Here is a 23150-nt window from a genome sequence, read left to right on the forward strand (position 1 = left end):
TTTTCGTGTTGTGGGCCTCGCGGCGGCGGTCATATAATCTGACCAATCCGCCCAAGAGGCCCCCATGCCCTTCGAAAAGGTTCAGTCCGACAAGCTCAGCACCGGCATCGTTCGCCAGATCGAGGGGCTGATCCTGCGCGGCATCCTGCGCCCCGGCGACCGCCTGCCGGGGGAACGCGACCTTGCCGCGCAGATGGCCGTCTCGCGCCCCTCGCTTCGCGAAGCCTTGGGGGAATTGCAGGAGAACGGCCTTCTGGAAAGCCGCCCCGGGGCGGGCGTCTATGTCGCCGATGTGCTCGGCTCTGCCTTCTCGCCCGCGCTGATCGATCTTTTCGCGCGCCATGACGCGGCGATCTTCGACGTGCTCGCCTTTCGCCGCGATGTCGAAGGGATCGCCGCCGCCCGCGCCGCCACGCTCGCCTCGGACGAAGACCTTGCCGTCATCGACCGGCTGACCCGCCGGATGGCGGAAGGCCCCCGCAGCCCGGAGGACGAAGCGCGCCTCGACACCGAATTCCACCTCGCCATCATCGAGGCGGGCCACAACATCGTCATGCTGCACATGATGCGCTCGATGTACGAACTCCTGCGCGACGGCGTCATCTACAACCGCCAGGTCATGTTCCACCAAAGCCCGACGCGTGACACGCTGCTCGCCCAGCATCAGGCGATCAACGCTGCCCTGCAGGCCCGCGACCCCGAGCGCGCGAAAGCCGCCATCGCCACCCATCTCGACACGGTCGAAGCCGCCATCCGTTCCCAGCGCCGCGCCGAGGCGAATGCCGGGTTTGCAAAGAAGCGGATGGAGCAAGAGGCGCGGCGCGGGTGATCCTGTATGGCCCGGCGGCATCGCCGGGCCGCGCCCGACCCTCCCCCCGGGAGGGCGCTCGGCGATGTCATTCGCAGCCCGACCGACATGGATGCTTTGAAGTGATCACGCCAGCCGTATCGAAGAGCGCCCACCCAGGGTCGGGCGCGTCCCTCATCACCCAGCGGAACGCCCTGCGCTTCGCGCGTTCGCGGCTGAATCGTCCACTGTACGATTTCCGCGACGCCGCTCACCCCACCCAGGGTCGGGCGCAGCCCTTAGCACTCAGCTTCAAGAGCAATCCCCGAAAACAGTTGACCCGCGCAGCGCATCGGCGCGACGCTGATCCCATCGGCGGACGGGAGGCCCGCAGAAGGCTCCGACGCCGGCAAACCGGTGGGAGGAAATCATGAACTTACGACCAGACCCGACGTTCTATCCGTCGCCCAGGATCGCGATGGAGGCGCCGGTGGAAACGCTTGCCTTCACCCTGATGCTCAGCCCTGACGGGTCGCAACCCGACGGGCTGGCGGTCATCGACGTGGACCCGTCATCGAAGACCTACAGCCAGATCGTCCACCAGCTCCTCATGCCGAACACGGGCGACGAGTTTCACCATTTCGGCTGGAACGCCTGTTCCTCGGCCCTCTCCCCGCTGACCGGGCATGCCTTCCTCGAACGACGCTACCTGATCATCCCCGGCATCCGGTCCTCGCGCATCTACGTTATCGACGTGAAAGAGCCACTGAAGGCGAAGATCCACAAGATCATCGAACCCGAAGAGGTCTTCGCCAAGACCGGCTATTCCCGGCCCCACACCATCCATTGCGGGCCGGAAGGCATCTATGTCTCGACCCTCGGCGGCGGTGGACCGGACGGGACCGACGGCCCGCCGGGCATCTTCATCATGGATTGCGAAAGCTTCGAGATCCTCGGCCGCTACGAGATGGAGCGCGGGGTGCAGGACAAGCACTACGATTTCTGGTGGAACCTGCCGCGCGACTACATGGTCAGCAGCGAATGGGGCCTGCCGCCGCAATTCGAAAACGGCCTGGTGCCCGAGGATCTGCTCAGCAACAAATACGGCCACCGGATCCACTTCTGGGATCTGCGGGCGCGGAAAAACATCCAGACGATCGATCTGGGCGAAAACCACCAGATGGCGCTCGAGATCCGACCTGCCCACGATCCGGTCAAGGAATACGGCTTCTGCGGCGTTGTGGTCGACACCACCAACCTGCAAGGCGCGATCTTCACCTGGTGGCGCAATCCCGACGGCACGTTCGAGGCGAAGAAGACGGTCACCATCGACCCGGTGCCCGCCGATCCGGGCGACCTGCCGGAGCTGCTGAAAGGCTTCGGCGCCGTCCCGCCGCTCGTCACCGATATCGACCTCAGCCTCGACGACAAGTACCTCTACGTCGCCTGCTGGGGTCTGGGCGAGATGCACCAATACGACGTCTCCGACCCGATGGCGCCCAAGTTGGCCGGCAAGGTCGAGATCGGCGGGATCGTCGCGAAGACGCAGCACCCGAATGGCAAGGAGTTCGGCTACGGCCCTCAGATGGTCGAGATCAGCCGCGACGGCAAACGGGTCTACTGGACAAACTCGCTCTATTCCACGTGGGATGACCAGTTCTATCCCGGTGATCGCGGCGCGGCGATGGTCATGGCCAATGTGGGTGAGGGCGGCGGCCTGACGCTCGACCAAGACTTCTGGGTCGACTTCCCCAAGGGCTACCGAAGCCACCAGATCCGGCTTGAAGGGGGCGACTGTTCAACCGACAGCTTCTGCTATCCGTCCGTCTAGGCGGTGTCGGGGCTGATGACGACCACGGCGGGCCTCTGGCTGGCCGTGATCGCAAGCGGCATCTATCACGGGGTCAATCCGGGCATGGGCTGGCCGCTTGCCGTGTCGTCGGCACTGATGGAGCAGCGGCGCAAGGCGCTGTTCGGTGCGCTTGTGGCGCTCGCCGCCGGGCATTTCGTTGCCATGCTGCTGATCCTGCTGCCCTTCTCGATGCTGGGGACGCTCGTCACCTACCAGACCGAGCTGCGGATCGGCGCGGGCGTCCTCGTCACGGCAATCGGCCTCTACATCCTGATCACGCGCCGCCACCCGCGGTTCCTCGCCCGCGTGCCGCCCTCGCGGCTTGCGCTCTGGTCCTTTCTGGTGGCCATCGCTCACGGCGCGGCGCTTATGCTGGTGCCGATCTATCTGGGGCTCTGCAGGCTGGACGAGCTCGATATGGGCCACCGCGCCGCGGCCGACCTGATGGCGCGGAACATCGGCCTGACCTTCCTCGTCGCGATCAGCCACACGGCGGCGATGCTGCTGTCCGGCGGGGCGCTGGCCTTTGCCGTATACCGCTGGCTGGGCCTGCAATTCCTGCGCCGCAGCTGGTTCGATCTGGAGGTCGTATGGGCGCTGTCGCTCATCGCCGTCGGTCTGCTCGGCCTGGTGACAGCCGCCGGGGGCCACTGACGAAAAAACCCGGCCGCGGGGCCGGGTCAGATCCGTCGGAAGGGACCGCTGTCAGTGCAGCTTCGCCTCGATCGTGCCGATGGCCTCGTCGGTCAGCTTGTTGCGGTCGTCGGCGCTCATCTGCGATGCGACCACGTCGCGGGCGGCCGAGATGGCGACATTCACCGCCTGATCGCGCACATCCTTGACCGCCGCCGCGCGGGCCGAGGCGATCTGCTCTTCGGCTGCGTTCAGGCGCCGTTCCACCGATTTGCGGATATCCTCCTTGGACTGCTCCGCGGCCTCGGCCGCCTCTTCCTTGGCGCGGGCCACGATCCGGTCGGCCTGGTCGTTCACCTCGCGCGCCTTGCGCTCGTAGGAGGCCAGCAGCGTCTGCGCCTCTTCCCTGAGCGCCCGCGCCTCATCGAGATCCCTCTGGATGCCCGCCGCCCGATCGTCGAGCATCTTGGCAAGCATCGGGGGCACCTTGAAGTAGACCAGGATGCCCAGGAAGATGAGAAAGCCGATCAGGACGATGAAGTCGGTGTTCCTGAGCGAGAAGAAACCGTATTCCGACGCCGCAAGCGCCGGTCCGGCGGCCACGGCAAGGCCAAGGGTCAGTGCCATCCGCATCATGCTCATCCCTTCACCTGCGCTTCGACGGCGCTGTCGATGGCGGACTGATCCGCCTCCCGGCCAAGCGCCGCGACGATGGCGGCCGCCGTGTCCTTGGCGACCTCCCGCACGCTGTCCAGCGCGCCCGCCCGGATCTCGGCGATGGCCGCTTCGCTTTCCGCGGTCCGTTCCGCGATCTGTTCGTCGGCACGCGCCAGTTCGGCGTCGAGCTCCTTCTGGATCTCGGCCTTGGCTTCGGCGACGATCCGGTTCGCCTCTGACCTTGCCTCGGCCAGCGCCTTCTCATACGCCGCCTCGGCCTCGGTCGCCTTGGTCTTCAGCTCTTCGGCCGCGGCGATGTCGTTGGTAATCGTCCCCTGCCGTTCGGCCAGAACCGATCCGATCCGGGGCAGCGCCACCCGCGACAGGATGAAGTAGATGGCCACAAGCGCGATGACGAGCCAGAAGATCTGGTTGTCGAAGGTCGAGAAATCGAGCTGCGGAAGACCCGTCGCCTGCTCTTCGCCCGCACTGCTTTCGGTTGCCATGACGTCTCCGCCCTAAAGGATTGTCCGGGGCGGCATAGTACCGCCCCGCCCGTAAGGATAACTCGGCTCTTAGACCGCGAACATCAGCAGAAGCGACACGAGGAACGCGAAGATCCCCAGCGCTTCGGCGAAAGCGATGCCGATGAAAAGCGTGGCCGTCTGGCCGGGGGCGGCCGACGGGTTGCGCAGCGCGCCGGCCAGGAAGTTGCCGGCCACGTGGCCCACACCGATGGCAGCGGCGCCCGACCCGATCGCGGCCAGACCGGCGCCGATGAATTGACCCATATTTGCGATATCGCCTTCCATGACGTGTTTCTCCTTACGGTTGGAAGATGGATTAGTGATGCGGATGCAGCGCGTCCTTGAGGTAGACGCAGGTGAGGATGGTAAAGACGTAGGCCTGGATGGCGGCCACCAGCACTTCGAGGGCGTAGATCGACACCACCCCGAAAATCGCCAGCGGTGCGGCGGGCGTGATCTGCGCGAAGCCCGCGAACACTTTCAGAAGCGCGTGACCGGCCAGGATCGCGCCGCCCAGACGGACGGCGTGGCTGACGGGCCGCATCCAGAAGAGGATGAATTCGATCACCGCAAGGATCGGCCGCATGACAAGCGGCGCGGCGGTCAGCCAGAACAGCCCCAGAAACCCGACGCCGTTCTTGACGAAGCCAAGGACGATCACGGTGACGAAGACCGCGATCGCCAGCACGCCGGTCACGGCAAACTGGCTGGTCGGCGAGAACGACATGGGGATCAGCGCTAGGAAGTTCGCCATCACGATGAACATGAACAGCGTCATGATGTAGGGGAAGTATTTCAGACCCTCGCGGCCGCACACATCCTCGACCATCTTGTGGATGAAGCCGTAGGCCAGCTCTGCCACCGACTGGGTCCGCGACGGCACGACGCCCCGCTTGCGCGTGCCGAGGACCAGCAGGGCAAAGACCGCAAGCACCGACAGCGCCAGCCACACCGTCATATTGGTGATCTCGTACCACGCGATGTTGGTGGTGCATTCGTTGATCGCCGTCTCGGCATTGTCCGAACAGAACAGCCGCGACACGATGAACTGGTCCATCGGATGAAAGGAAAGGCCGCCTGCCTCGCTATCCGTCGCCATCTCGTTCGTCCTTCTCGGCGGGGCCCTGCCCCTTCTGCGTCACTTCCTGCGCGGTTCTCAGCATCGCCTTGATGCCCGCCGCGAAACCGAAGAACAGGAACACCACCATCAGGATCGGCCGGGTCCCGAACAACGTGTCGAGCCCGTAGCCAATCGCAAAGCCAAACCCCAGCCCCACGACCAGCTCGATTACCATCCGCCAGGCCAGATGGGCCTGGGAGTAATGCTCCTCAGAGTGGTGTTTCGGCTCCGGCTTGCCCTTCGCGGCCGCGATCCGCTCTTCCAGGTCCCTCAGCCGGTCCCTGTCCTGCGGCTCACCCATCGCCTTCACCCCTCCTTCGGGTTGTCGGGTGGGTAGTCTGCGGGATGGAGAGAGTCAATGTGCCGCGATGGGCCGGACGTTGACGCTTATCCATCTGTTTTAAATGAGTATTTTTAGCCAGATGAAGCAGGGGGAGTCTCTCCGCGCCAAACCGTCTCATTCAACCGGCCGGTTGACCATCCGGTCCGAATAGGGCACCCGGGGCGCCATGTCGCGCGACCTCGACACCGTTTTCTCCGCTCTGGCCGACCCGACCCGTCGGGCGATCCTGCAGATGCTGCTTGAGGATGACATGGCCGTCACCGACGTGGCCGAGCCGTTCGAGGTGTCGCTCGCCGCGATCTCGAAACACCTGATGGTGCTGACGAGGGCCGGGCTGATCGCCCAGGAAAAGCGCGGCCGGGTCAAGTGGTGCAAGCTGGACCCCGATGCGCTCCGCGCCGCCTCTGTCTGGATGCAGTCCTTCGGGCAGTTCGAACCCGTCAATCTCGACGCGTTCGAACGATTTCTCGAGGCAGAGCTCGGCCCGTCGCCTGCCCCTAGAGGACGCCGAGCAGCCGCAGAATGAACAGAACGACAACGATCAGGCCGATCAGATAGATGATATTACGCATCGGGTGGTCCTTTCCTTTGACACCGCCCAACGCGCAATCACGCGGCCCGTTCCACCGGCGCTTCGTCCTTGAGCAACAATCCGAGCGCCAGAAGCGTCGCCGCCACCCCCGACGCAACGGCCCACGGCGCGCCGGCCCCCGAGCGGACCAGCTCCCATCCGATCACCCAGGCGGGCACCAGATAGGTGTAGGCCATCACCTTGGCCGAGGGCAGCCGCAGCGTCGCGTATTGCAGCAGAACGAAGGTCGCCGCACTCGCGAAGACCGCCGTGTAAAGGATCGTGACCCAGACGATCGGCGGCAGCGCGCCCCATTGCGTCGCCGCGACGGCAGGCGTGCCGACAACACCCAGGATCACCGCCCCGGCCATCAGCATCCCGAAGGTGAACAGAAGCGGTGGCTCCCCCCGGTTCAGCTTCGCCACCATCGGCGTGTAGAGCGCGTGCGCCGCGCAGCCGACGAAATAGATCGCCTCGCCGCGGCCGACCTGGAAGGCGAGGATCGCCACCAGATCCGCCCGGAAGATCACCCAGATGGCCCCCGCCGCCCCGATGGCCAGCGCAAGAGCCATCCGCGCCGTCATCCGCTGGCGCAGCACGAGATACCCAAAGCCTCCCGCCAGAACCGGCGTCAGCGTGAAGACCGCCGCCGCACTGACCGGCGGCGCTGTCTTCAGCCCCTCGAACATCAGCACGAAGTAGATCGAGAAAAGCCCGCCCAGAACGAAATACCGCCACGGCGCCTGCCGCGCCTGCCGCCAGCGGACCCGCGGCACCAGCACGACGGCCAGCGTGCCCAGGATCGCCGCCGCGATCAGGAACCGCACGAGGTTCAGGACCGGCGGCGCGATCTCGTTCGCCGCCGACGCCCCCAGCGAGAACGACCCCGCCACGAGCATCGAGAAAAGCAGCATGGCCAGGTGACCGCGCGCCCGCTCGCTCAGCCCCACTTCGCCGACCACTCCTTCGCCCGCGCCTTGAGGAAGGTCAGGCAGGCCTGCACCTTCGACGTGCGGTGCAGATCCACGTGGGTTACCAGCCAGAGGGGCGCCGCCCAGTCCGTCATCGCCGGCAGGATCTCGACCAGCCCGTCATGCCGTTCATACTCCCAGACCGGCAGGAACCCGATCCCCGCGCCGGACAGAACCGCATCGCCCATCGCCCTGTTGTCGGTGACCCGGAACGAGATCGCCTCGTCCGGCACGTTGTTCCTGAGCCAGATGTTGAACGGCGCACGCGAGGTCGCGCTGTCGTGGCCGATCATCCGGTGGTTCGCCAGATCCTCCACGCTTCCCGGCTTCCCGCGCGCCGCGACATAGGCGTTTGCCGCGACCATCCGCATCTGCTGGTGCATGAAGGGCTGCACGACATTGTCGGGCTGGTCCGGAGCAGCCCCCGCGCGGATCGCCACATGCGCCTCGCCGTATTCCAGCCGGAACAGCCGGTCGCCGGTCAGATACCGGATGCGGACATCCGGGTTCTCCTCCTGAAAGTCGGCCAGCACCGGCGCCAGAAGCGGCGACAAGGATGTCAGCGACGTCACGACCATGTCCCCGGTCACCCCCTCGCCACGGCCCCGGATCCGCCCGAGCAGCTGGGTGAACTGGTCATCCGTCGCGCCTGCGACCTGCAAAAGATCCTCGCCCGCCTCGGTCGCCGTGTAGCCGCGCGCATGGCGCTGGAACAGCTTTACGCCCAGTTTGCTCTCAAGCGAATCGATATGCCGGATGACCGTCGCATGGTGCACGCCCAACGCCTCGGCCGCGCCCGAAACGGTCCCTGCCCGCGCAACGTGATAGGCGGTTCGAATCTCGTCCCAGTTGCTGAACGGCATTGGCGATCTCCTTACGTAACAACATAACTTTTATATGCATCTGCGCACATAGTCACCGAAATTCTTGCGGAATGGCGCGCAAAAGGGAGAGGTTCTAGCTCTACCCCCACACGCTTTATCCCACGAGGAGACCCGCCATGTCCCACACCATTCTCCGGATCGATGCCTCGGCCCGCGATGCCGCCTCGGTGTCACGCCAGCTGACCGACCGTATCACTGCCAAGCTTGGTGGCGATGTCATTCACCGCGACCTCGCCGAAACACCGCCGTCCTTCGTGACCGAAGAGATGATCGGCGCCTATTTCACACCGCCCGCCGACCGTAGCGCCGCACAGGACGCGACGCTCGACGCCTCCAACGCCGTCGTCGCCGAGCTCCAGAAGGCCGACACGATCGTCATCGGCATGCCGATCTACAACTTCGGCGTACCGGCCGCACTCAAGGCCTGGGCCGATCTGGCCGCCCGCGTCGGTGTGACGTTCCAGTATTCCGCGGATGGCCCGAAAGGCCTGCTCGACGGCAAGCGCGCGATCATCGCCGTGGCCTCAGGCGGCACCGAAAGCGGCTCCGAGATCGACTGGGCGACGCCGTGGCTCAAGTTCTTCCTCGGTTTCCTCGGCATCACCGACGTTCAGGTGATCACCGCCGATCAGCTGAACATGGAGGCCGAGAGCAAGATCGAAGCCGCCTATGACGAGATCGAGGCGCTTGCCGCCTGACGCACCGAGAACCAGCCCCGCCACCGGCGGGGCAAAATACTTCTAGAAGGATTTTAACCCCCAGAATTTTCTAGAAAATTCTGCAAAGCCACGATCTTCTAGAAGATCGTGGCCCACGTCACCGCCCGCGCTATCTCTGAAGCCAGACCAGAGGGCCAGACGCGATGACTCCGACAACAGACCACCGGCTCACCGCACTCCGCGTTACGCTCACCGCGCTCTTCCTCTATTTCGGCCTCCGCAAGCTCCTAGGCGGGACAGCCGACATCGAGATCTACAACGATCTCGGTTTCGGCCAATGGCCCCGCTATGTGACCGGCAGCGTGGAGGTCACCGCCGCCCTCCTCCTCTGGCTCCCCGGCGCGCAAGCCATCGCGGGCCTCCTTCTGGTGGCGACGATGATCACGGGCCTCTCCGGCCTCCTGCTCTTCACGGACCGAGCTTTCTGGCATCTCATCGTCCTCGGCTTCGCGAGCGCCGCAATCGTGATCGCCTACCGCCACCAGCTTGTCCGCTTTCTGCCCTCTCCCCGGTAAAGCCGCAAAAGCGTCCCTCTTGGGTCGCAACGGCGCCCGCATCGCCTGCGTTTCTCACTCCAAGTGGTGAAGGAGTACGAATATGCGGATCACATGTCAGGATGCAGACCGGTTCACGCTCCACGGCCTTCCCCATCTTACCATCGCGGCTTCCCTCGGCCTCGCCGGGCTCGCAGCGCTGGCTCTTGTCGCGCCTGCGCTGATCCCGCCCGCGCTGACCACAGGCCCCATCAACCCTGACCTTCTGCCGGCCGGTCTCGCCCTCGCATCGCTTCTGACCGCCAGCATCGGCGCCGCGCTCGGCATGGGGGAGGCCGATTTCGACGCCATGTCGGATACCGTCCGCCTCGGCGCAGGTCTCACCGGCCGCCGGACCCTCCCCCTCGACACATTCCGCGGTGCCCGTCTGGGCCAGCTTTCCGAACGTACCAGCCGCGTCACACTCCTCTTCGACGAGAATGGACAGCAGGCCGAACATCCCCTGTCCCTCCCGCTCCTCGCCCGCGGAAAGGCGCCCGAGATCGTCTTCGCCCTGAACCTCTGGCAAATCCGCCGCGGCGGCGCGGTGGCCGATGAACTGGCCGATATCCCGGCCTCTCCCGTCAATGCCGATGGGCGTGGCCTGCCCTGGGGCCGCCGCGAGGCACAGTTTTAGGCCCTTGACCGCGGGCCCGACCGGCGCGAACGCTCGTTCCATGACCTCACGCCCCCAACGCCTTCTGAACGTCTTCGCCCGCATCGCACAGAAACCCGCACTGGCGCTGCCCTGGCCAAGCCTCGCCCGCGCGGGGTTCGACCTCAACGCACGCGTCCTCTACCCGCAGCCGAACGACCTCAAGGTCGAACGCTTCACCCTGTCCCACGACGGGGTACATCTTCCCGCCGCATGGATCTCTGCAGGCGATCCCGGCCCGGCAACCCTGCTCTATATCCATGGCGGCGGCTTCACCGTGGGCTCGCTGCGCGGCTACCAGCACCTGATCGCAGCCATCGCCAAAACCGCGGGCGCAAGGGGTCTCTATGTCGACTACCGCCTCGCCCCCGAACATCCGTTCCCGGCAGCGGTTGAGGACGCGCTGACCGCCTACCGCGCCACCCTCGCCCTGACCGCGCCCGAAGACCTGGTCCTCGCAGGCGACAGCGCGGGCGGAAACCTCGTCCTCGCGACGCTTCACCAGGCGCTGGCCGAAGGTCTGCCGATGCCCGCTGCAGCCGCCTTCCTTTCGCCCGTCACCGATCTGCGCCTGATCAACCCGTCCCTGATGGCCAACCGCCGCAGCGAAATCCTCCTCCCGGCCGAGGCCTGCCGCCGCCAGATCCTCGACTACCTCGCCGATGCCGACCCGTCCGACCCCCGCGCCTCTCCGGTCCTGGGCCGCTTCGAGGGGGTCTGCCCGACCCTCTTCCAGGTCGACCGGACCGAGATGCTCCATGATGACACCCGCCTGATGGCCGACGCCCTCCGCCGCGCGGGTGGCGAGGTCGAGATCGAGGAAACCGAAGGCCTGCCCCATGTCTGGCAGATCAATTGCGGCCTCTCCCCGGAAGCGGACGACGCCGTCGCCCATATCGGCGCGTTCCTCAAACGCCACCTGAACGTGGCAAAGCCTGCGGCCTGAAATCCACGCTGAGGAACCATCTCGGCAACGCATCTTGAAAGAACCTCGGCCCAGCCCCGACATTCAAACCAAAGGCTCAGAACGGATCCCGCTATGCGCGTGATACACGAAAGCCAGGACTGTCTGATCGTCGAGAGCCGTCCGTTGCTTCTCAGCGTCCTGTTCATCCCGGTCATTCTCGCCTTCGTCTACGTCGCAATGCAGAAGGCCGCCGCCGGTGCCTCTGGGGATGCCGCAATCGCCTTTTTCGTGGGCGGCGGCATGGGCCTCCTCGGTCTTATCTCCTTTGCCGAGGTGAAACGGTTCACCTTCGACCGATCCGCGCGAACCGTCGAACACCTCTGCCGCAGCATCTTCAGCACCACGCGGCAGACCCATTCGCTCGACCACGTCCTCAAGGCGGTGATCCAGCGGGACAATAGCGGCGACGGGGACGCGTACCGCCCAGCCCTCCTGATCTCTACCACCGAGGGCGAGGACCTAACGCTGCCGCTCACACATATCAGCGGCAGCTTCATCCAGACCGGCCTCGTCGACCAGATCAACGGATGGCTGGGGCGCGATCTGCCGACCGAATACGTCCTGAAGAACCCTCCTTCCCGCCCCGCGTCATTCTCGAACAGACCGAAAGACGGCTCGTGATCCGCCAGGGGTCTGACGCATGGCTGAGCCACTCCTCGGGGTCGCGATCTTCCTGACGATCTTCTACAACATATTGACAATTCCCGGTCCACGCGCAGCATCCACAATTGGCGGGCAGATATTCCAGATCGCGATCATCGGCCTTGCGGCCTTTCTGGTCTGGGAGCTCCTTCTCAAGACGCGGGGTATCACTCTCACGTTCGACCGCGATGCGGGAACGGTCCTGCGGACACGCCACCGCCTCTTTCCCGGCCGCAGGATCATCGCCGATCTGAAGGACATTCGCGGTGCCGAGATCCGTGATGAAACATCGTCCAAAGAACGTCGCCGCGTCTCCCGCCTCGTCCTCAATACGACCGGCCCGACCGGGCAGATCGTCCTACCCCCGATCGCGGTCCGCGCCGCCTCGCTCGACCAAGAGGTAGTTGCCGTGATCAACGACTGGTTCCACGCCCCGCACGCCTGACCGCTCCGCCAGATTGCCCACGGCCTGCCCCATTCCGCTCCCATTTGGCTGCGAACGATCCTGCCGCAGCCTGATGGGGAAACCGCGATGACGCCGACCGAAGACACGCCCGACCGTCTGGTCCTGACCGAAGGCCCGGGCATCGCCATCACCGGCGCCGTCACAGCGCTTCTGGCCATCCCGGTCATCGGGATCGTCGATCCGACCGGCACGGGTGAAGCGCTGCACTGGGCCGTTCCTCTCGGGCTCGGCCTCGGTGGCTATTTCGCTTACCATATCTACACCACGCGCCTCGAATTCGACACCGAGCAGAACTGGGTCTCCGTCACGCGGAAGGGACCGTTCGTGAATGCCAGTACCGAGCTTCCGCTCGACACGTTCCGCGGCGCCCGGATCGAGGCCCAGCGCCGCTACGAACGCCGCCGGTACGTCACCCGAAACCGGCTTGTCCTGATGTTCGATCTGGGCGGCACCCGCCGCGAAGTGCCGATCTCTGCCTTCATGCAAAAGGGCGCTGCCCCGCGGTTCACGGCCGAGCGGATCAACAGCTGGCATCGCCGCCGGGGCGGAGAGATGTTCGAGGATCCCGGCGACGGCCCGCCCCGCATCGCCCTCAAGCTCGGCGACCCGATCCCGGTCAGCACAAGCGACTTGGATATCACCGCGAAATACCCGGTCGCCCGTTAAACCGGTTTCTCCCAAAGCATCACGAGGAAATAGGGCGCCTCGTTATACCGCACCGCCCGCTCGGGCCGGATCGCGGGCGGCTCTTCGAACCGGACCAGCCGCAGGCCCGCGCAAAGGAACGCTTGCATGTAGGCCGACAAGGGCCGGTGCCAGTTCTCGATCTCGACCCCGCGCCAGGCGGCTTTATGGGTGTGCTCCTCCAGATAGCGGCTCATGGTCATGCGGACGCTCCCGTCCTCCTGCCGCTGCCACCCGCTGCCCTTGATCTGCGAGGCGGTCGAAAAGCTCTGCAGGTTGGCGATCAGGCACTGCCCACCGGGCCGCAGCGCGCGGGCCATCTCGGCCACCGCGGCCTCCATGCCGGGGATGTCGATCAGGCTGAGGTAGCTGACCACCAGCCCGAAGGCCCCGTCTTCGACCGGCAACGCCTCCGCCCGCCCGTCCAGATAGGTCCCGCCCGGATCCAGCCGCCGCGCTTCGGCCAGCAGCGCCGCGGTCGGGTCCACCCCCACGCAGCGCAGCCCGCGCGCCGCCATCATCCGGCAGAACCGCCCCTCGCCGCAGCCCACATCCAGCATCTCCGACGCCCCCGAGCCCTCGGCCAGCGCCACCATCACCGGATCAAGCACATCCACCCTGCTGCTGTCCCCACCGCCCGCCATATCGGCGATCCACGCCGCAGCCGACCGGTCCCAATCCGTCTCACCCATCGCTGCCCCCGCCGCCAGCACCCGCCTGACCGAAGTCCGCCCGCACCGCGCCCATGGCATCCGATCAGGCCCACCTCTATGTCATCCAGAGACCGAGACGGATAGACAATGTGCGCGTAACCGAAGACACCAACATTCGCCTGGTGGCGAAGGAATATCCTCAGGAGGCGATCCTCACAATCGTCCTGTGCCTTCTTGGGGCCTCGATCTTCCTTTTCGCCGACGACGGTCTTTGGGCAAACACTCGAGACCCTGAGAAAGGGATTTCGGATTATGGAGTGACAGGGCTCGTTGTCCTGATCCTGATCGGCATCATCCTCCGTTATGGATGGAAAGGCTACGCGATCCGCCTTGAGCTCGACGCGGATCAGGGCTGGGTCTTTCTGCACAAGGAGGGCTTCTTCCGAAATGCGAGTGCGGAGTGGCCGCTAGAGGCTTTCCGCGGCGCACGCGCTCAAACCAGGATCAGCAGCGGAAAGGGAATTAACAACTACAGAAGAGAGCATCGCGCGATCCTGATTTTCGAGATCGATGGGCGCGTCATCGAAATTCCCGTCACATCCCTCCTTACCACCCACAAGGGCACTATCCCGACTGTCGCCCGCATCAATGCCTGGCAAGCCGCCCGCGGCGCTCCTGTCCTTGGCGGCCGCGGCGACGGCCCGCCTCTCGAAAGCAGAACCGCAGCGCCAGTTGACTCCCGCGCTCCGCCCCCTTAGAGCGCCTCCATCCGGAGAGCCACAGCCTCCGGTCCCGGCACGAAGTCCGGGATCGCCCCCCGTCAGCGAGTTTCGCCCACGGGGGTCGTTCTGCATTTTCGCCCCGCCGGTCCTATATCGGTGAGACAACAGCCAAAGGAGACGGCCCATGTTCGAAAACCTGTCCGAACGCCTCGGCGGCGTCTTCGAGCGTCTGACCAAGCAAGGCGCGCTGTCCGAGGCCGACGTCAAGACCGCCCTGCGCGAGGTGCGCACCGCCCTGCTCGAGGCCGACGTCTCGCTGCCCGTCGCGCGCGATTTCGTCTCGCGCGTGCAGGAAAAGGCGACCGGCCAGGCCGTCACCAAATCCGTCACCCCGGGCCAGCAGGTCGTCAAGATCGTCCACGACGAACTCGTGGTCACGCTGACCGGCGAAGGCGATCCCGGCGCGCTCAAGATCGACAATCCGCCCGCGCCGATCCTGATGGTGGGCCTGCAGGGCGGCGGTAAGACGACGACCACAGCGAAACTCGCCAAGCGCCTGACCGAACGTGAGGGCAAGCGCGTTCTCATGGCCTCGCTCGACGTGAACCGCCCCGCGGCGATGGAGCAACTGGCGATCCTCGGCGCCCAGATCGGCGTCGACACCCTGCCCATCGTCAAGGGCGAGGATCCTGTCGCCATCGCCAAACGCGCCAAGACCCAGGCCTCCCTGGGTGGCTACGACGTCTACATGCTCGACACCGCGGGCCGCCTCTCCATCGACGAAGAGCTCATGGCCCAGGTCGAAGCCGTCCGCGACGTCGCGAACCCGCGCGAAACGCTCCTGGTGGTCGACGGCCTGACCGGGCAGGACGCCGTGAACACCGCCCAGAACTTCGACGACCGCATCGGCATCTCCGGCGTCGTCCTGACCCGGATGGACGGTGACGGCCGCGGTGGTGCGGCGCTGTCGATGCGCGCCGTCACCGGCAAGCCGATCCGCTTCGTGGGCCTCGGCGAAAAGATGGACGCGCTCGAGACGTTCGAGCCTGACCGCATCGCGGGCCGCATCCTCGGCATGGGCGACATCGTCAGCCTCGTCGAAAAGGCGCAGGAAACGATCGAGGCCGAACAGGCCGAACGCATGATGCGGCGCTTCCAGAAGGGTCAGTTCAACATGAACGACCTGCGGATGCAGCTGGACCAGATGCTCAAGATGGGCGGCATGGAAAGTATGATGGGCATGTTGCCCGGGGCCAAGAAGATGGCCGCCCAGGCCGCTGATGCGGGCATTGATGACCGGATGCTCAAGCGCCAGATCGCACTGATCCAGTCGATGACCAAGAAGGAACGCGCCAATCCCCAGATCCTCCAGGCCTCCCGCAAGAAGCGGATCGCGGCGGGCGCGGGGCTCGAGGTGCGCGAGCTGAACCAGCTTCTCAAGATGCACCGCCAGACGGCGGACATGATGAAGAAGATGGGCAAGGGCGGCATGCTCAAGCAGATGATGAAGGGCATGATGGGCAAGGGCGGCGGCATGCCCGATATGGGCGATCCGGCCGCGATGGAACAGGCCGCCAAGGCGCTCAAGGGCCGGATGCCGCCGGGCATGGGCGGCCTTCCCGGCATGGGCGGCGGTGGCCTGCCCCCAGGCCTCTCGGGCTTCGGTAAGAAGAAATGATCACCTGCACCGTCCGATACGAGATCGACCCCGATCAGCTTGACGCGTTCGAGGCCTACGCCAAGGCGTGGATCCACCTCGTGACCAAGCTGGGCGGCACGCATCACGGCTATCACCTGCCCCACGAAGGGCCGAACGATATCGCCTATTGCCACTTCTCGTTCCCAAGCCTCGCCGATTACGAAGCCTACCGCACGAAGATGTGGGCGGATGCGGAGTGCCAGCGCACCTACGCCCACGCCCAGCGCACGAAATGCATCCGCCGCTACGACCGCTCCTTCACCCGCCCTTTGCTGGACGGGGCCACCGTGGACGAACTGGGCCTGTGACCGACCCGGCGCTCCATATCCCCACGCTCGAAACCGACCGGCTGATCCTGCGCGCTCCGCGCGAGGCGGACTTCGCGCCTTTTGCCGCCTTCTACGCGGATGGTAGCGCGTCCAGCTCCGTCGGCGGGCCCATGGAGATGCGGGAGGCTTGGCGCCGGTTCACCGCCGACATGGGACACTGGGCCTTCAAGGGCTTCGGCTGGTGGACGCTGGACGACGGCACGGGTCCCATCGGCACCTGCGGTATCCATGCCCCGCCTTCGCATGAAGAGCCGGAACTGGGCTGGCTGCTTTTCGCCCGCGGCCGAGGCCGGGGCTATGCGACAGAGGCCGCCCGCGCGGCACGTGACTGGTGGATGGAAAGCTTCCAAGGCGGACAACCGCGCCTGACGTCGAACATCCTGCCCGGCAACACCGCATCAGAAGCCGTCGCCCGCCGTTTGGGTGCGACACCGACCCGCGCACCCTCGCACAACCCGGACGCCATCGCCTGGCTTCACCAGAGGGCCGCATGACTCTCGTCGCCGCAATCCCCACGCTCGAAACAGAGCGGCTGATCCTGCGCGCTCCGCAGCCAAAGGACGTGCCCCCCTTCGCTGCCTTCTACGCGTCGGACGCGGCCGGCTTCGTCGGCGGCCCGCTCGATGCGGCGCAGACCTGGCGCTACCTGGCCGAGGTGATCGGCCACTGGACGATGCGCGGCTATGGCCGCTGGATCGTCACGTTGAAGGACGAGGACGAGGCGATCGGCCTCGTCGGCCTGCACTACCCGCTCGACTGGCCGGAACCCGAGGTCGGCTGGTTCATGTGGTCCGGCAACGGCAAGGGCTATGCCAGCGAAGCGGGCCGCGCCGCCCGCGACCACGCCTACCGCACGCTCGGCTGGAGCACCCTCGTCAGCATGATCGCCCCCGCCAATGGCGCGTCCATCCGCGTGGCCGAGGCGATGGGCGCCCGGCGCGAAGACGACTACACCCATCCCCGCTTCGGCACGCTCACCGTCTACCGCCACCCGGCGCCAGAGGCTCTGGCATGACCTCTATCCCCACCCTCGAAACCGATCGCCTGACCCTGCGCGCGCCACAGGCCGAAGATTTCCCGCTTTATCGCGACTTCTACGCCGATGCGGAGGGGTCCGGGAATTACGGCGGCCCTCTGCGCCCGGACGAGGCGTTCCGCCGCCTCGCCGCCGATATCGGCCATTGGCACCTGCGCGGCTTCGGCAAGTGGATCATCGTGTTCCGCCAGACCGGAACGGCAGTCGGCGGATGCGGTCTCTGGCACCCCATGGGCTGGCCGCGGCACGAGCTCACGTGGTGGCTCCTGCGCGCCTTCCGCGGCCAGGGCATCGCGACAGAGGCCTCCCGCGCCGTGATCCTCTTCGCTCACCGGACCCTCGGCTGGGACCGCGTCGAAACGCATATGCGCGACACCAACCAGCCCGCCCGCCGGCTGGCCGAACGGCTGGGCGGAACGGTCACCGATCGCGTCACGTTCCCCGACGGCGTCACCCGCGACGTCTTCCTGCTACCGGAAGGCGCCGCATGACCGCCCCCGTGCTTGAAACCGAGCGGCTGATCCTGCGCAGGCCCGACGATCGCGACACCGACGCCGCGATCGCCTTCCTGACGGGGGAACGGTCGCGGAGTGTCGGAGGCCCCCTCTCCCTCGGGCAGGCCTGGCGGGCCCATGCCAAGATGGTCGGCCACTGGACGCTCCGCGGCTTTGGCCTCTTCGCCGTCACCGAGAAGGAAACCGGCCGGACCCTCGGCATTTCCGGCCCCTATTACCCCGCCGACTGGCCCGAGAAAGAGCTCGGCTGGCACATCTGGGACGCCGCCTCCGAAGGCAAGGGCATCGCCTACGAGGCCGCGCTGGCCGCCCGCCGCTGGGCCTATGGCGACCTCGGCTGGCCCACGGCCGTCAGCTATATCGACCCGTCGAATGCCCGCTCCATCGCGCTGGCCGAACGCCTCGGCGCCCGGCTCGACACCGCTGCCGAGCGACCCGATGACGAGTGCGTCGTCTACCGCCACCCGGGGCCGGAGGGGCTGCAATGACCGCCGCGACTCTCCAGACCCGGCGCCTCACCCTCCGCCAGCCGCAGGCCTCCGACCTCCCCGCCTACGCCGCCTATTGCGCAAGCGAGCGCAGCCATTTCGTCGGCGGCCCCTTCACCGAGGCCCGGACCTTTGACCGCTTCGCCGCCATGATCGGCCATTGGGCGATCCGCGGCTTCGGGCGCTACGTGATCGTCCACGAGGGCCGCCCCATCGGCCATGTCGGCCCGCTTGCCGTTCATGAGGGCGAAGAAGTGCCCGAGCTCAGCTGGACGCTCTGGGACGCCGAAAGCGAAGGCCACGGCTTCGCCACCGAAGCCGCCCAGGCGGTCTGGACGCATCTCAGCAAAGATCTCGGCTGGTCCGAAATGCTCGTCCGCATCCAGCCCGAAAATGCGGCCTCCATCCGCCTCGCCGAAAAGCTCGGCGCAGAGCGGACCGAGGAACCGGCGCCGGACCATTACCACGGCTGCCTCACCTACCGCCTGACCGCCAAGGTGCCCGCATGACCCCCCGCTGCACTCAGGCCCCGACTGGCCGCGCGGCCCAGGCCGCCGCCCGCCACCGTGCCCCCCTCCCGCGGCTGGAGACCGAGCGCTGCGTCCTGCGCGCGCCCGAACTGACGGACCTGCCCCTCTGGACGCAGGTCTTCACCGGTCCCGACTCGACCCATATCGGCGGCCCCTACACGCCCGAGAAGGCGTGGGAGGAATTCAGCTACTACACCGCTTGCTGGCTGCTCCACGGCCATGGTCTCTGGTCGGTCACCCGCAAGACCGACGACGCCCTCCTCGGCTTCGTCCATCTCGGCCTCGAATGGGACGATCTCGAACCCGAACTCGGCTGGCTCTTCGGCCCCGACCACCGCGGCCAGGGCTACGCGACCGAGGCCGCCGCGGCCGCCCGCGACCACGCTCTCGCCCTCCTCGGCGCGGGCCGCTTCGTCAGCTATATCGATCAGGACAACGCCCCCTCCCTCGCCGTCGCCCAGCGCCTCGGCGCGCACCCCGAGCCGGACCTGATCGAAGGCGACACCGTCGTCTATCGTCACGGGGGGACCGCATGACGACGCTCACCACCGACCGCCTGACCCTCCGCCGCCCCGGCCCGCAGGATGCCGAGGCGATCACGGAGTTCTACATCTCCGAACGCTCGGCAATGGCCGGCGGTCATGTGCCCCGTCCAAGGGCGTGGAGGACCTACGCCTACACGCTCGGCCACTGGCAGGCCCGCGGCTACGGCCTCTGGGCGGTGACCCGCAAAGACGACGACCGGATCATCGGGCTCGTCGGCCCCTATTTCCCCGAAGGCTGGCCCGAGACCGAGATCGGCTGGGTCATGTTCGACGGCGCCGAAGGGCACGGCTACGCCTTCGAGGCCGCGAAGGCGGCGATCGCCGATGCCCGCAGCCGCCTCGGCTGGACGGAGATCGTGCACTACATCGCCCACGGCAACGACCGCTCGGTCGCGCTCGCCAAAAGGCTGGGCGCAACCGAAGACCCAGCGGCCCGGATCCCCGATCCGGACAAACCCTGCCACGTCTTCCGCCAGCCGGGGGTGTCCCCATGATCCCCACCCTGACGACCGAGCGCCTGACGCTCCGCGCGCCCCACCTCGCCGATTTCGAGGCCTTCGCCGATCACTGCGCGTCCCCCCGCGCGACGTTCGAGGACGGCCCGCTCGACCGCGACGCCGCCTGGGGCGAATTCGCCGCCGCCGCGGGCAGCTGGCTCCTCCACGGCTTCGGCGCCTGGTCGATCGAGGACAGCGTAACCGGCGACTATCTCGGCGAGGTCCTGATCCAGCAGCCCCCCGCCTTCGCCGAACCCGAACTCGGCTGGACTCTCATGGCCCAGGCCGAAGGCAAAGGCATCGCCAGCGAGGCCGCCCGCGCCGCCCGCAACTGGGCCTTCGCCACCCTCAACCTGCCGACGCTCGTCAGCTACATTTCGAAGGACAACACCCGGTCCATCGCGCTTGCCGAACGCCTCGGCGCGACCCGCGACGCCACCGCCCCGGCGCCCGCGAAGGACGACCTCGTCTACCGGCACGAGGTCCCCGCATGACGACGCTCACCACAGACCGCCTGACGCTCCGCCAGCAAGAGATGTCCGACTGGCCCGCCTACCGGGACTTCTACGCCTCCGACGCGACCCGCTATACCGGCGGCCCCTATGACGCGAAACAGGCCTGGACGCTCTTTGCCGGAGATGCGGGTCACTGGCGCCTCAAGGGCTTCGGCTGGTTCATCCTCGACGACGGCACCGGAGCGGTCGGGGCCTGCGGCCTTCACCATCCGCCCCACCAGGCCGAGATCGAGATCGGCTGGAACACCTTCCCCGCGGCTCAGGGCAAAGGCTACGCGACCGAAGCCGCCCGGGCCGTCTTGGACTGGGGCTGGACCATCACCGACGCGCCCCGGATCGTCAGCTATATCGACCGCGACAACGCCGCCTCCAAGGCCGTCGCGACCAAACTCGGCGCCAGTTGGACCGGCGACATGGCAGCTCACGACCCGGCCTGCGAGGTCTGGGCGCATAGGAGGCCATCATGATTCCCATGGACTGGATACTGGGCCTGATCGGCGGCCTGATGATTGGCAGCGCGGCGGCGTTCTACCTGCTCGTCTCCGGCGGGATCATGGGCGCCTCGGGCCTCCTCGGCGGGCTTGTCGACGGCACGGGGCGGAACACCGCGAAGGAACGCCTCGCCTTCGTCACCGGCACCATCGCCACCCCGGCCGCCATTGCGCTGCTTGTCGCGGCCCCCGCGACCAACATCACCACAGCACCCTGGCTCCTGATCGCGGGCGGGCTGCTGGTGGGCTTCGGGACGCGGATCGGCAATGGCTGCACGTCCGGCCACGGCGTCTGCGGCATCTCGCGGCTCGCCCCGCGGGGCATCGTCGCGACGCTGGTCTATCTCGGCGCCGGGTTCGCCACGATGGCGCTGCTTCGTCACGGGCTGGGGGTGATCTGATGCGCCCGCTCGTGGCTTTCCTCACCGGCGCGCTCTTCGGCAGCGGCCTCCTTGTGTCGGGGATGACCGACACGGCGAAGGTCCAGGGCTGGCTCGACCTCTTCGGCGCCTGGGACCCGACGCTCGCCTTCGTCCTCGGCGGAGCGATCCTGCCCATGGCCGTCGCCTGGCGCATCGCCGCGCACCGCAGCACCTCCGTCCTCGGCGACCCGCTTCCGACGAGGCCCGCGCCCGTCATCGACGCCCGCCTGCTGACCGGTGCAGCGCTCTTCGGCATCGGCTGGGCGCTGGTTGGCCTCTGCCCCGGCCCCGCCATGGCCGTCCTCGGCTTCGGCGGCTGGCCTGCCTCGCTCTTCTTCCTCGCCATGCTCGCCGGCATGGCGCTCGCCCGCCTGCCCGGCCGGAAGGAGGCCGCGATATGACCGTCACCCTCACCGGCCCCACGCTCAAGACCGAACGTCTAACCCTGCGCCTGCCGCAGCTGTCGGATTTCGACGCTTTCGCCGCGTTCATGGCGACCGACCGGTCCCGCTTCGTTCGGTCGGAGGATCTCGACCGCCGCAAGGCCTGGCGCGTCTTCGGGCACATCGTCGGCCACTGGCCGCTCCGCGGCTTCGGCTCCTTCGTGCTCGACCGCGACGGCACGCCCATCGGCGCGGCGGGTCCCTGGTTCCCCGAAGGCTGGCCGGAACACGAATTCGGCTGGACGCTCTGGTCCGCCGAACACGAAGGCCACGGCTATATCGTTGAGGCGATGTCGGCGATCCTGCCCTATGCGTGGCAGACGCTCGGCTGGACGACGGCCGTCAGCAATATCGAACCGGACAACGCCGCCTCGATCCGCACCGCCGAACGCCTCGGCGCGACGCTCGACACAACCGCCAAAGGCCCGGACGACATCGACCTCGTCTATCGCCACCGCCCGGGAGGATTCCCCCAATGACCGACGCCGCCCGCGCAGCGGATCTCCTCAAGGATCACAGGGACAGCATCGACCGGCTCGATGCGATCCTCGTCTATACCCTCGGCGAGCGTTTCAAGCACACGCAAGCCGTGGGGAAACTCAAGGCGGCCAACGACCTGCCGGCCTCCGACCCGACCCGCGAGGCGGCGCAGATCGCCCGTCTCGAGGATCTGGCCAAGCGGGCCGATCTCGACCCCGCCTTCGCCAAGAAATTCCTGGCCTTCATCATCCAGGAAGTCATCCGTCACCACGAAGAACATCAATCGAAACTGTGATGTAGGGCGGCAGACCGCCGCCAAACCCGCCATTAACGAAAGGACACACAATGGCTATGAAGATCCGCCTCGCTCGTGGAGGCTCCAAGAAGCGCCCGTTCTACCGCATCGTCGCGGCCGACAGCCGCATGCCGCGCGACGGCCGCTATATCGAAAAGCTGGGCACCTATAATCCGCTGCTGCCGAAAGACAGCGAAGATCGCGTGAAGATGGACCTCGACCGCGTGAAGCACTGGATGGACCAGGGCGCCCAGCCGACCGACCGCGTCAGCCGCATGCTCGAGGCCGCAGGCATCCTCGACAAGAAGGAACGCAACAACCCCAACAAGGGCACGCCCGGCAAGAAGGCCCAGGAGCGGGCCGAAGAGAAGGCCGCCAAGGCCGCCGCTGCCGACGAGGCTGCCAACGCCCCGGCCGAAGAGCCTGCGGAAGAGGCACCCGCTGAAGAAGCGGCAGAAGAGAAAGCCGAGTAAGCCGCC

Annotated in this window: 36 protein-coding genes; 28 read left to right on the forward strand and 8 right to left on the reverse strand. The window is 66.7% G+C overall.

Annotated elements, in window-relative coordinates; genetic code table 11:
- Nucleotides 1-64 precede the first annotated feature (64 nt).
- The 3 genes from AADZ90_RS04760 to AADZ90_RS04770 all read left to right on the forward strand — a co-directional run bounded on the left by AADZ90_RS04760 (nucleotide 65) and on the right by AADZ90_RS04770 (nucleotide 3293).
- Complete coding sequence (locus tag AADZ90_RS04760) at nucleotides 65-829, forward strand: FadR/GntR family transcriptional regulator (protein ID WP_367308896.1); 765 nt, start codon at nucleotides 65-67, stop codon at nucleotides 827-829.
- 388 nt (nucleotides 830-1217) lie between these two features.
- Entirely contained in the window at nucleotides 1218-2618 is a 1401-nt protein-coding gene (locus AADZ90_RS04765; RefSeq protein ID WP_367308895.1) for a selenium-binding protein SBP56-related protein, read from the forward strand.
- A 15-nt stretch (nucleotides 2619-2633) separates the two neighbouring features.
- Nucleotides 2634-3293, forward strand: coding sequence for a hypothetical protein (locus AADZ90_RS04770; protein ID WP_367308894.1), 660 nt, complete (start codon nucleotides 2634-2636; stop codon nucleotides 3291-3293).
- Between the two features lie 51 nt (nucleotides 3294-3344).
- On the opposite strand, the gene AADZ90_RS04775 is transcribed toward AADZ90_RS04770, so the two are convergent.
- From AADZ90_RS04775 to AADZ90_RS04795, 5 genes are all read right to left on the reverse strand, one after another.
- On the reverse strand, nucleotides 3345-3908 hold the full coding sequence (locus AADZ90_RS04775) for a F0F1 ATP synthase subunit B (RefSeq protein ID WP_367309557.1): 564 nt from the start codon (nucleotides 3906-3908) through the stop codon (nucleotides 3345-3347).
- Nucleotides 3909-3910: 2 nt separating this feature from the next.
- A complete protein-coding gene (locus AADZ90_RS04780) occupies nucleotides 3911-4435 on the reverse strand; it encodes a F0F1 ATP synthase subunit B' (protein WP_367308893.1) in 525 nt (174 codons plus the stop codon).
- Nucleotides 4436-4504: 69 nt separating this feature from the next.
- A complete protein-coding gene (locus AADZ90_RS04785) occupies nucleotides 4505-4741 on the reverse strand; it encodes a F0F1 ATP synthase subunit C (protein WP_367308892.1) in 237 nt (78 codons plus the stop codon).
- 31 nt (nucleotides 4742-4772) lie between these two features.
- Nucleotides 4773-5555 (reverse strand): F0F1 ATP synthase subunit A, encoded by a 783-nt coding sequence (locus tag AADZ90_RS04790; protein ID WP_367308891.1) that lies wholly within the window; start codon nucleotides 5553-5555, stop codon nucleotides 4773-4775.
- Nucleotides 5542-5877 (reverse strand): AtpZ/AtpI family protein, encoded by a 336-nt coding sequence (locus AADZ90_RS04795; RefSeq protein WP_367308890.1) that lies wholly within the window; start codon nucleotides 5875-5877, stop codon nucleotides 5542-5544. Before AADZ90_RS04795 ends, AADZ90_RS04790 begins: the two co-directional genes overlap by 14 nt.
- 208 nt (nucleotides 5878-6085) lie before the next feature.
- Here AADZ90_RS04795 and AADZ90_RS04800 point away from each other — a divergent pair, with 208 nt between their 5' ends.
- Complete coding sequence (locus tag AADZ90_RS04800; RefSeq protein WP_367308889.1) at nucleotides 6086-6445, forward strand: ArsR/SmtB family transcription factor; 360 nt, start codon at nucleotides 6086-6088, stop codon at nucleotides 6443-6445.
- A gap of 83 nt (nucleotides 6446-6528) precedes the next feature.
- Here the strand turns inward: AADZ90_RS04800 and AADZ90_RS04805 are convergent, their stop codons facing one another.
- Together AADZ90_RS04805 and AADZ90_RS04810 are read right to left on the reverse strand one after the other, a co-directional pair.
- Nucleotides 6529-7434: a DMT family transporter gene (locus AADZ90_RS04805; protein ID WP_411996968.1), complete on the reverse strand. Its 906-nt coding sequence runs from the start codon at nucleotides 7432-7434 to the stop codon at nucleotides 6529-6531.
- On the reverse strand, nucleotides 7431-8324 hold the full coding sequence (locus tag AADZ90_RS04810; RefSeq protein ID WP_367308887.1) for a LysR family transcriptional regulator: 894 nt from the start codon (nucleotides 8322-8324) through the stop codon (nucleotides 7431-7433). Before AADZ90_RS04810 ends, AADZ90_RS04805 begins: the two co-directional genes overlap by 4 nt.
- A 137-nt stretch (nucleotides 8325-8461) precedes the next feature.
- Here AADZ90_RS04810 and AADZ90_RS04815 point away from each other — a divergent pair, with 137 nt between their 5' ends.
- The 7 genes from AADZ90_RS04815 (at nucleotide 8462) to AADZ90_RS04845 (ending at nucleotide 12993) form a co-directional block, all read left to right on the forward strand.
- Entirely contained in the window at nucleotides 8462-9043 is a 582-nt protein-coding gene (locus tag AADZ90_RS04815) for an FMN-dependent NADH-azoreductase (protein ID WP_367308886.1), read from the forward strand.
- Nucleotides 9044-9207: 164 nt separating this feature from the next.
- Nucleotides 9208-9579, forward strand: a complete 372-nt coding sequence (locus tag AADZ90_RS04820) for a DoxX family membrane protein (RefSeq protein ID WP_367308885.1) — start codon at nucleotides 9208-9210, stop codon at nucleotides 9577-9579.
- 82 nt (nucleotides 9580-9661) lie between these two features.
- Complete coding sequence (locus AADZ90_RS04825; RefSeq protein WP_367308884.1) at nucleotides 9662-10234, forward strand: hypothetical protein; 573 nt, start codon at nucleotides 9662-9664, stop codon at nucleotides 10232-10234.
- Between the two features lie 40 nt (nucleotides 10235-10274).
- On the forward strand, nucleotides 10275-11198 hold the full coding sequence (locus tag AADZ90_RS04830) for an alpha/beta hydrolase (RefSeq protein ID WP_367308883.1): 924 nt from the start codon (nucleotides 10275-10277) through the stop codon (nucleotides 11196-11198).
- 93 nt (nucleotides 11199-11291) lie between these two features.
- The gene (locus AADZ90_RS04835; RefSeq protein WP_367308882.1) at nucleotides 11292-11840 is read left to right on the forward strand and encodes a hypothetical protein; all 549 of its coding nucleotides are present in this window, start codon (nucleotides 11292-11294) and stop codon (nucleotides 11838-11840) included.
- A gap of 19 nt (nucleotides 11841-11859) precedes the next feature.
- Complete coding sequence (locus AADZ90_RS04840) at nucleotides 11860-12306, forward strand: hypothetical protein (protein ID WP_367308881.1); 447 nt, start codon at nucleotides 11860-11862, stop codon at nucleotides 12304-12306.
- 87 nt (nucleotides 12307-12393) lie between these two features.
- Entirely contained in the window at nucleotides 12394-12993 is a 600-nt protein-coding gene (locus AADZ90_RS04845; protein ID WP_367308880.1) for a hypothetical protein, read from the forward strand.
- Here AADZ90_RS04845 and AADZ90_RS04850 read toward each other — a convergent pair.
- Nucleotides 12990-13703, reverse strand: a complete 714-nt coding sequence (locus AADZ90_RS04850) for a class I SAM-dependent methyltransferase (RefSeq protein ID WP_411996941.1) — start codon at nucleotides 13701-13703, stop codon at nucleotides 12990-12992. The two genes, AADZ90_RS04845 and AADZ90_RS04850, sit on opposite strands and share 4 nt — an antisense overlap.
- A 110-nt stretch (nucleotides 13704-13813) precedes the next feature.
- Here AADZ90_RS04850 and AADZ90_RS04855 point away from each other — a divergent pair, with 110 nt between their 5' ends.
- The 17 genes from AADZ90_RS04855 (at nucleotide 13814) to rpsP (ending at nucleotide 23144) form a co-directional block, all read left to right on the forward strand.
- Entirely contained in the window at nucleotides 13814-14422 is a 609-nt protein-coding gene (locus AADZ90_RS04855) for a hypothetical protein (RefSeq protein ID WP_367308878.1), read from the forward strand.
- Between the two features lie 148 nt (nucleotides 14423-14570).
- The gene (gene ffh / locus AADZ90_RS04860) at nucleotides 14571-16064 is read left to right on the forward strand and encodes a signal recognition particle protein (RefSeq protein ID WP_367308877.1); all 1494 of its coding nucleotides are present in this window, start codon (nucleotides 14571-14573) and stop codon (nucleotides 16062-16064) included.
- Complete coding sequence (locus AADZ90_RS04865) at nucleotides 16061-16393, forward strand: NIPSNAP family protein (protein ID WP_367308876.1); 333 nt, start codon at nucleotides 16061-16063, stop codon at nucleotides 16391-16393. Before ffh ends, AADZ90_RS04865 begins: the two co-directional genes overlap by 4 nt.
- Nucleotides 16390-16908, forward strand: coding sequence for a GNAT family N-acetyltransferase (locus AADZ90_RS04870; protein WP_367308875.1), 519 nt, complete (start codon nucleotides 16390-16392; stop codon nucleotides 16906-16908). The genes AADZ90_RS04865 and AADZ90_RS04870 overlap by 4 nt, the downstream gene beginning before the upstream one ends.
- Nucleotides 16905-17429: a GNAT family N-acetyltransferase gene (locus AADZ90_RS04875; RefSeq protein ID WP_367308874.1), complete on the forward strand. Its 525-nt coding sequence runs from the start codon at nucleotides 16905-16907 to the stop codon at nucleotides 17427-17429. The genes AADZ90_RS04870 and AADZ90_RS04875 overlap by 4 nt, the downstream gene beginning before the upstream one ends.
- Nucleotides 17426-17941 (forward strand): GNAT family N-acetyltransferase, encoded by a 516-nt coding sequence (locus AADZ90_RS04880; RefSeq protein WP_367308873.1) that lies wholly within the window; start codon nucleotides 17426-17428, stop codon nucleotides 17939-17941. The genes AADZ90_RS04875 and AADZ90_RS04880 overlap by 4 nt, the downstream gene beginning before the upstream one ends.
- Nucleotides 17938-18453: a GNAT family N-acetyltransferase gene (locus AADZ90_RS04885; protein WP_367308872.1), complete on the forward strand. Its 516-nt coding sequence runs from the start codon at nucleotides 17938-17940 to the stop codon at nucleotides 18451-18453. Before AADZ90_RS04880 ends, AADZ90_RS04885 begins: the two co-directional genes overlap by 4 nt.
- The gene (locus AADZ90_RS04890) at nucleotides 18450-18962 is read left to right on the forward strand and encodes a GNAT family N-acetyltransferase (RefSeq protein ID WP_367308871.1); all 513 of its coding nucleotides are present in this window, start codon (nucleotides 18450-18452) and stop codon (nucleotides 18960-18962) included. Before AADZ90_RS04885 ends, AADZ90_RS04890 begins: the two co-directional genes overlap by 4 nt.
- A complete protein-coding gene (locus AADZ90_RS04895; protein ID WP_367308870.1) occupies nucleotides 18959-19519 on the forward strand; it encodes a GNAT family N-acetyltransferase in 561 nt (186 codons plus the stop codon). The genes AADZ90_RS04890 and AADZ90_RS04895 overlap by 4 nt, the downstream gene beginning before the upstream one ends.
- Nucleotides 19516-20022 (forward strand): GNAT family N-acetyltransferase, encoded by a 507-nt coding sequence (locus AADZ90_RS04900; RefSeq protein ID WP_367308869.1) that lies wholly within the window; start codon nucleotides 19516-19518, stop codon nucleotides 20020-20022. The genes AADZ90_RS04895 and AADZ90_RS04900 overlap by 4 nt, the downstream gene beginning before the upstream one ends.
- Nucleotides 20019-20519 carry a GNAT family N-acetyltransferase gene (locus AADZ90_RS04905; RefSeq protein ID WP_367308868.1) on the forward strand — a complete coding sequence of 167 codons (501 nt, stop codon included), beginning with the start codon at nucleotides 20019-20021 and terminating at the stop codon, nucleotides 20517-20519. Before AADZ90_RS04900 ends, AADZ90_RS04905 begins: the two co-directional genes overlap by 4 nt.
- Nucleotides 20516-21007, forward strand: coding sequence for a GNAT family N-acetyltransferase (locus tag AADZ90_RS04910; RefSeq protein WP_367308867.1), 492 nt, complete (start codon nucleotides 20516-20518; stop codon nucleotides 21005-21007). The genes AADZ90_RS04905 and AADZ90_RS04910 overlap by 4 nt, the downstream gene beginning before the upstream one ends.
- Complete coding sequence (locus tag AADZ90_RS04915) at nucleotides 21004-21432, forward strand: YeeE/YedE family protein (protein WP_367308866.1); 429 nt, start codon at nucleotides 21004-21006, stop codon at nucleotides 21430-21432. Before AADZ90_RS04910 ends, AADZ90_RS04915 begins: the two co-directional genes overlap by 4 nt.
- Nucleotides 21432-21854: a DUF6691 family protein gene (locus AADZ90_RS04920; RefSeq protein WP_367308865.1), complete on the forward strand. Its 423-nt coding sequence runs from the start codon at nucleotides 21432-21434 to the stop codon at nucleotides 21852-21854. The genes AADZ90_RS04915 and AADZ90_RS04920 overlap by 1 nt, the downstream gene beginning before the upstream one ends.
- Entirely contained in the window at nucleotides 21851-22375 is a 525-nt protein-coding gene (locus AADZ90_RS04925) for a GNAT family N-acetyltransferase (RefSeq protein ID WP_367308864.1), read from the forward strand. Before AADZ90_RS04920 ends, AADZ90_RS04925 begins: the two co-directional genes overlap by 4 nt.
- Nucleotides 22372-22671, forward strand: a complete 300-nt coding sequence (locus tag AADZ90_RS04930; RefSeq protein WP_367308863.1) for a chorismate mutase — start codon at nucleotides 22372-22374, stop codon at nucleotides 22669-22671. Before AADZ90_RS04925 ends, AADZ90_RS04930 begins: the two co-directional genes overlap by 4 nt.
- A gap of 50 nt (nucleotides 22672-22721) precedes the next feature.
- Complete coding sequence (rpsP, locus tag AADZ90_RS04935; RefSeq protein WP_367308862.1) at nucleotides 22722-23144, forward strand: 30S ribosomal protein S16; 423 nt, start codon at nucleotides 22722-22724, stop codon at nucleotides 23142-23144.
- Nucleotides 23145-23150 lie beyond the last annotated feature (6 nt).

It is taken from the genome of Aestuariibius violaceus, from assembly GCF_040779325.2.
Taxonomy (GTDB): Bacteria; Pseudomonadota; Alphaproteobacteria; order Rhodobacterales; family Rhodobacteraceae; genus Aestuariibius; species Aestuariibius violaceus.